General features: G+C 32.2%; 3 protein-coding genes and 1 CRISPR repeat array. All 3 genes read left to right on the forward strand.

The annotated features are described in order from the left end of the window. Positions 1-16: 16 nt before the first annotated feature. Genes cas9 through cas2 form a run of 3 tightly spaced genes read left to right on the forward strand, consistent with a single transcriptional unit; the run spans position 17 to position 5,538 of the window. Entirely contained in the window at positions 17-4,300 is a 4,284-nt protein-coding gene (gene cas9, locus ACUSJC_RS16020) for a type II CRISPR RNA-guided endonuclease Cas9 (RefSeq protein WP_449270576.1), read from the forward strand. Positions 4,301-4,312: 12 nt separating this feature from the next. Beyond that, a complete protein-coding gene (gene cas1 / locus ACUSJC_RS16025; RefSeq protein WP_449270577.1) occupies positions 4,313-5,200 on the forward strand; it encodes a type II CRISPR-associated endonuclease Cas1 in 888 nt (295 codons plus the stop codon). Then, complete coding sequence (gene cas2, locus ACUSJC_RS16030; protein WP_449270578.1) at positions 5,200-5,538, forward strand: CRISPR-associated endonuclease Cas2; 339 nt, start codon at positions 5,200-5,202, stop codon at positions 5,536-5,538. Before cas1 ends, cas2 begins: the two co-directional genes overlap by 1 nt. 108 nt (positions 5,539-5,646) lie before the next feature. After that, a CRISPR array of direct repeats spans positions 5,647-7,523; the repeat unit is 50 nt; unit sequence GTTGTAATTCGATACTGTAAATCTACAAAAAATTGAAAGGAATTCACAAC. Positions 7,524-7,553 lie beyond the last annotated feature (30 nt).

Raw genomic sequence — 7,553 nt, forward strand, 5'->3', positions numbered from 1 at the left:
AATATCAATAAAAACTATGAGTAAAAACATTCTCGGTCTGGATCTCGGTACAACATCAATCGGATTTGCGTATATTATTGAAGGTAATTCTCCCGAACAATCTTCTATTAAAAAAATCGGAGTACGTGTAAATCCTTTGACAACGGACGAACAAACCAATTTCGAAAAAGGAAAACCGGTTTCTGTAAATGCTGATAGAACTTTGAAACGCGGAGCAAGACGAAATCTCGACCGCTACCAAGACAGAAGGAAAAATTTAATTGACGTTTTATTGAAAGCCAATATCATTACTAAAGAAACTGTTCTTGCTGAAAATGGCAAAAATACAACGCATTCCACCTATTTTTTCAGAGCAAAATCTGCGGTTGAAAAAATTGAAAAAGAAGAATTGGCGAGAGTTTTTTTAGCCATTAATAAAAAGCGTGGTTACAAAAGTAGCCGCAAAGCCAAAAATGAAGATGAAGGTCAAATCATAGACGGAATGGCAGTTGCGAAAAGACTGTACGAGGAAAATTTAACTCCGGGGCAATTGGCATTTCAGTTATTAAAAGATGGAAAAAAGTATTTACCGGATTTTTACCGTTCGGATTTGCAAGCAGAATTTGATCAAGTTTGGAATTTTCAGAAACAATTTTATCCCGAAATTTTAACGGATGAATTTTACAAAGAATTAAAAGGAAAAGGTCAACGTGCGACATCTGCGATGTTTTGGTCAAAATATAGTTTCAATACTGCCGAAAATAAAGCAAAATCGAGAGAAGAGAAAAAATTGCAAGCCTACTTGTGGAGAAGTGAAGCGGTTGATAAACAATTAGAAAAAGAAGAAGTTGCCTATGTAATTACGGAAATCAATAATAATTTGAACAATTCCAGTGGATATTTGGGAGCAATCAGCGACCGAAGCAAAGAACTGTATTTCAATAACCAAACAGTTGGACAATATTTATATGAACAATTAGAGAAAAATCCGCATACGAGATTAAAAAACCAGGTTTTCTATCGACAAGATTATTTAGATGAATTTGAAAAAATATGGGAAACGCAAACAAAATTTCATCCTGAATTGACTGAAAAATTAAAAACCGAAATCCGTGATATTATTATTTTTTACCAACGAAAATTGAAGTCTCAGAAAGGTTTGGTGAGTTTTTGTGAATTTGAAAGTAAAGAAATTGAAATCGAAAAAAACGGACAAAAAATTAAGAGAATCATCGGTCTAAAAGTTGCTCCGAAATCTTCGCCTTTGTTTCAGGAATTTAAAATCTGGCAGGTTTTGAATAATGTTTTGGTTAGAAAAAAAGGAAGTAGGAAAAGAACCGTAAAAAAAGATATTGAACCTACATTATTCGATGAAGAAAAGGAAATTTTTGTTTTCGATTTGGAAACCAAACAAAAATTATTTGATGAATTAAATATCAAAGGAAATCTGAAGTCAGTAAAAATCATTGAACTTTTGGGTTATAAATCTGCTGATTGGGAAATAAATTATTCTGAATTAGAAGGCAACAGAACCAATAAAGCTTTATTTGATGCCTATCTGAAAATCCTTGAATTGGAAGGTTATGATGAAGATTTACTGAAACTAAAAGGAAAAGATGATATTGATGTTTCTGAGCTAAAAGCTTCCGCTTCCGAAATTAAAGAAATGGTGAAACGCATTTTTGAAGTGCTGAATATCAAAACCGAAATTTTGGATTTCGATGCGGAATTGGATGGAAAAGATTTCGAAAAACAAGCTTCCTATCAACTTTGGCATTTGCTATATTCATATCAGGAAGACGATTCTAAAACCGGAAATGATACGTTGTTTCGACTTTTAGAAGAAAAATTTGGTTTCAAAAAAGAACATTCACAGATTTTGGCAAACGTTGCTTTTTCTGATGATTATGGGAATTTGAGTACAAAAGCGATGCGAAAAATTTATCCTTTCATCAAAGAATTGCATTATGATAAAGCGTGTTTGCAAGCAGGATATAAACATTCAGTATCCTCTTTAACCAAAGAAGAAATTGCCACTCGCCCTTTAAAAAATCAATTGGAATTACTCAAAAAAAATAGTTTGAGAAATCCTGTTGTGGAAAAAATATTGAATCAATTGGTGAATGTTGTCAACACCATCATCGAAACCAACAGCAAGAAAGATGAAAACGGAAACATTATCGAATATTTTAAGTTTGATGAAATTCGTATTGAATTGGCTCGCGAACTGAAGAAAAATACCAAAGAGCGAGCTGAAATGACAACGAATATCAATGCTTCGAAAATTGAAAATGATAAAATCAGAAATACGATTATAAAAGATTTTCCGCATATCAAAAATCCAAGCAAAAACGATATTGTTCGTTACAAACTATACCAGGAATTGGCTTTTAATGCTTTCAAAGATTTGTACACAGATGAAAAAATTAACTACGAAAAATTGTACAGCAAAAACTATGATATAGACCATATAATTGCCCAATCTAAAGTATTTGACGATAGTTTTTCCAACAAAGTTTTGGTTCCGAGACAAGCCAATTTAGACAAAGGAAACAAAACGGCAAATGATTATATGGCCAATAAATCTCCCGAAAGTTATGAGAAATACAAATCAATTGTAGAAACTTTATTTAAAGAGAAAAAAATTACAAAAGCCAAATATCAAAAATTACTAAAACAAGAATCTGAAATCGGTGACGGCTTCATCGACAGAGATTTGCGCGACAGTCAATACATCGCCAAAAAAGCAAGAAATCTTTTGTATGAAATATGTCGTGTGGTTACTCCTACAACGGGTAGTGTAACCGATAAATTACGTCAAGATTGGGATTTGATCAACATTATGCAGGAGCTTAATTTTGAGAAATTCAAAACTTTAGGCTTAACCGAAAAGGTTCAGAAAAAAGACGGTAGTTTCAAAGAAAGAATTGTGGATTGGAGCAAACGAAACGATCATCGCCATCATGCAATGGATGCTTTAACGGTTGCGTTTACCAAGCAAAGTCATATTCAATTTCTTAATTTTTTAAATGCCAGAAAAGATGAGAATCATAAACTACATCATGCGATAGTTAGTATAGAAAATAAAGAAACAACTTGGATTTATGATGAGGACGGAAATAAAAAGAGAGTATTCAATTTACCTATTCCGAATTTCAGAGAATTAGCCAAAGAACATTTGGAAAACGTTTTGGTTTCTCACAAAGCAAAAAATAAAGTAGTTACCAAAAACAAGAACAAAACAAAGACAAAAAACGGCGAAAAAATCAAAGTCGAACTCACGCCGAGAGGTCAGTTGCACAAAGAAACCGTCTATGGAAAATATCAGTATTACGTCAATAAAGAAGAAAAAGTAAGTGCGAAATTTGATGAAACAATCATTCAAAAAGTAGCCAATCCTATTTATAAAAAGTTGTTACTTCAAAGACTTTCAGAAAATGGTAATGATCCGAAAAAAGCCTTTGCAGGAAAAAATGCTTTGAGTAAAAATCCGATTTATCTAAATAACGAAAAAACCGAAATGCTTCCTGAAATTGTAAAGCTGACTTGGCTGGAAGAAGATTATTCCATCCGAAAAGAGATTACGCCCGACAATTTTAAAGATGTAAAAACCATTGAAAAAATATTGGATGAGGGAATAAAAAGAATCTTATTTAATCGTTTAAAAGAATTCGGAAACGACCCGAAAAAAGCATTTTCCGATTTAGAGAAAAATCCGATTTGGCTTAACGAAGCCAAAGGGATTTCAGTAAAAAGAGTAACAATTTCCGGAGTGAAAAATGCTGAATTTTTGCATTACAAAAAAGATCATCTTGGCAATGAAATTTTAGATGAAAATGGAAAAAGAATTCCTGTAGATTTTGTAAGCACCGGAAATAATCATCACGTTGCCATTTACCGAGACGAAAAAGGAAATTTACAAGAAAGGGTCGTGTCATTATTTGATGCCGTTCAGTTAGTAAATGCAGGGGAATCTATAATTGATAAGAGTTACAATCAAGGTTTAGGTTGGCAATTTTTGTTTACAATGAAACAAAATGAATATTTCATTTTCCCGAATGAAAAAACTGGATTTAATCCGAACGAAATCGATTTATTAGACCCAAAAAATAAGAAATTGATTAGCCCGAATTTGTTTAGAGTGCAGAAATTGGCGACAAAGAATTATATGTTTAGACATCATTTGGAGACATCGGTAGATGATAAAAAAGAAATGAAAAATGTTGCGTTTATTCATATTCAAAGTTGTAATTTACTAAAGGATATTATCAAAGTCCGTCTCAATCATTTAGGCAATATCGTTAAAGTGGGAGAATATTAAATTTTTAAATGTATGCTCAAACGAACCATTTACATAGGCAATCCGGTCTATTTAAAACTAAAAGACAATCAACTTCAAATTATAGATCCCGATACTAAAGAAGTAAAAGGATCTGCACCCATAGAAGATTTAGGTTTCGTGGTTTTAGATCATCCGCAAATTACCCTCTCGCACCCAATAATTCTGCTGTTACAACAACAAAATGTAGCTATTATTAGTTGCGATGAAAGTCATTTGCCATTGGGTTTAATGCTTCCTATAAGTGGGCACGTAGAACATTCCGAACGCTTGAAGCATCAAATTAATTGTTCCGAACCTTTACGAAAACAACTGTGGAAACAAACCGTTGAAGCAAAAATTTTTCAACAGAAAGAGGTGTTACGCAAACTTAATATAGAGCACGAGTCATTGTTAAGGTATATGAACGAAGTAAAATCAGGCGATAGCACTAATATGGAAGGTATCGCAGCACAATATTATTGGAAACAATTGTTTGATGATTTTACCCGCGAACGAAAAGGCGATGCACCTAATAATTTTTTAAATTTCGGATATGCTGTTTTGCGAAGTATGGTAGCACGCGCATTGGTGTGTAGTGGCTTGCATCCCACCATTGGTATTTTTCACAGAAATAAGTACAATGCCTATTGTTTGGCAGATGATATTATGGAACCTTATCGTCCGTATGTCGATCAATTGGTCGTTGAATGGATGCAAAAGCCTGAAGCCACCCATGTTTTAGACAAACAAGCCAAAGCGCATTTATTGCAATTGGCAACAAAAGATGTTTACATTAACGGACTACAACGCCCGTTAATGACTGCTTTAAGCATAACAACCAGTTCGCTTTGTAAATGTTTCTTGGGAGAAAGTAGAATAATACATTATCCAATGATGTAATGAGCTTTAGTCGGTATAATGCGTATAGAATTATGTGGGTTTTAGTTTTTTTTGATTTACCGACCGAAACCAAAAAGCAGCGTAGTGTTGCCACTAAATTTCGTAAATCGTTGTTAGATGACGGATTTAATATGTTTCAGTTTTCGATTTATTTACGACATTGTCCCAGTAAGGAAAATGCAGAAGTTCATATAAAACGTGTGAAAAAAAGTTTACCGACGGAGGGTAAGGTTGGTATTTTATGCATAACCGATAAGCAATTCGGACAAATGGAACTCTTTTTTGCAAAAAAAGAAACCAATTTACCCAATATGCCCCAACAGTTAGAGTTGTTTTAATAGAACTAAAAAAATGCTTAATTCAAAATCAGAATTAAGCATTTTTTATCATTTTTTCTTTGTAGATTATACTCTTAAAACCCTTATTTTTCCTAGGATTTTGATGAGGTTGTAATTCGATACTGTAAATCTACAAAAAATTGAAAGGAATTCACAACGGAAAACCGAAAGTGAATTTTTTACCGTAAGTTGTAATTCGATACTGTAAATCTACAAAAAATTGAAAGGAATTCACAACAGATAAAGGAGCTATCCAATTGAACGAAAAGTTGTAATTCGATACTGTAAATCTACAAAAAATTGAAAGGAATTCACAACTATGAATATAAACTCTACCTCTGTAATTTGGTTGTAATTCGATACTGTAAATCTACAAAAAATTGAAAGGAATTCACAACTAACGATTTTAGTTATACAGGAATTGAAATGTTGTAATTCGATACTGTAAATCTACAAAAAATTGAAAGGAATTCACAACTATAGGGTTCTTCTGCCGGTTGCGCTGAAAGTTGTAATTCGATACTGTAAATCTACAAAAAATTGAAAGGAATTCACAACACGAAAAAAGAAGCTGAAAAAATTCTAAGAACTGTAAATCTACAAAAAATTGAAAGGAATTCACAACTCTTATGAATTAATAGAACTGGAAAAATTAGTTGTAATTCGATACTGTAAATCTACAAAAAATTGAAAGGAATTCACAACTAATAGTAATGATTATAAACTCATCGTTAAGTTGTAATTCGATACTGTAAATCTACAAAAAATTGAAAGGAATTCACAACTATTGCCAAAACTAAATAAGTAAAAAATTTGTTGTAATTCGATACTGTAAATCTACAAAAAATTGAAAGGAATTCACAACACATTAGAATATGTATATTGGAAAGGTGTTGTTGTAATTCGATACTGTAAATCTACAAAAAATTGAAAGGAATTCACAACACAAATCAATTCTAAATGTGATTTTCTTCCGTTGTAATTCGATACTGTAAATCTACAAAAAATTGAAAGGAATTCACAACAATTGACTTAAAAGAGTTGCACGTTTTAACGTTGTAATTCGATACTGTAAATCTACAAAAAATTGAAAGGAATTCACAACTCATCTATAGCTATTAGCATTTTATCTAAAGTTGTAATTCGATACTGTAAATCTACAAAAAATTGAAAGGAATTCACAACAGTAACTGCTCTAGTTCTTCTTCTGTCTCAGTTGTAATTCGATACTGTAAATCTACAAAAAATTGAAAGGAATTCACAACTGAAATAGAATTTATTGCATTATTTGTTAAGTTGTAATTCGATACTGTAAATCTACAAAAAATTGAAAGGAATTCACAACCTGCTGCTTTAACGCTGTTTCCGCACGAATGTTGTAATTCGATACTGTAAATCTACAAAAAATTGAAAGGAATTCACAACTGGCAAAAAAAATCATTCACGACGCCCCAGGTTGTAATTCGATACTGTAAATCTACAAAAAATTGAAAGGAATTCACAACCCAGAGGCTGCGGTTGCTAATGCTAATGCTGTTGTAATTCGATACTGTAAATCTACAAAAAATTGAAAGGAATTCACAACGGACAGAGCATGCAGGTGCGTGAAATCTTAGTTGTAATTCGATACTGTAAATCTACAAAAAATTGAAAGGAATTCACAACTGGCGAAAGCCGTGTTAATGTCTGCTGATAGTTGTAATTCGATACTGTAAATCTACAAAAAATTGAAAGGAATTCACAACTGACACCAAAAAATACTTAATCTTCTCTTTGTTGTAATTCGATACTGTAAATCTACAAAAAATTGAAAGGAATTCACAACTGTACTGCGTTCGTTTCGCTATATTCTTCTGTTGTAATTCGATACTGTAAATCTACAAAAAATTGAAAGGAATTCACAACTTCTTTTCCTTTTAAATCTGTTATACACATGTTGTAATTCGATACTGTAAATCTACAAAAAATTGAAAGGAATTCACAACCAATCTTTTGTTAAGATTTCTTTCTTCTTT

The sequence above is a fragment of the Flavobacterium sp. U410 genome (genome assembly GCF_053570605.1).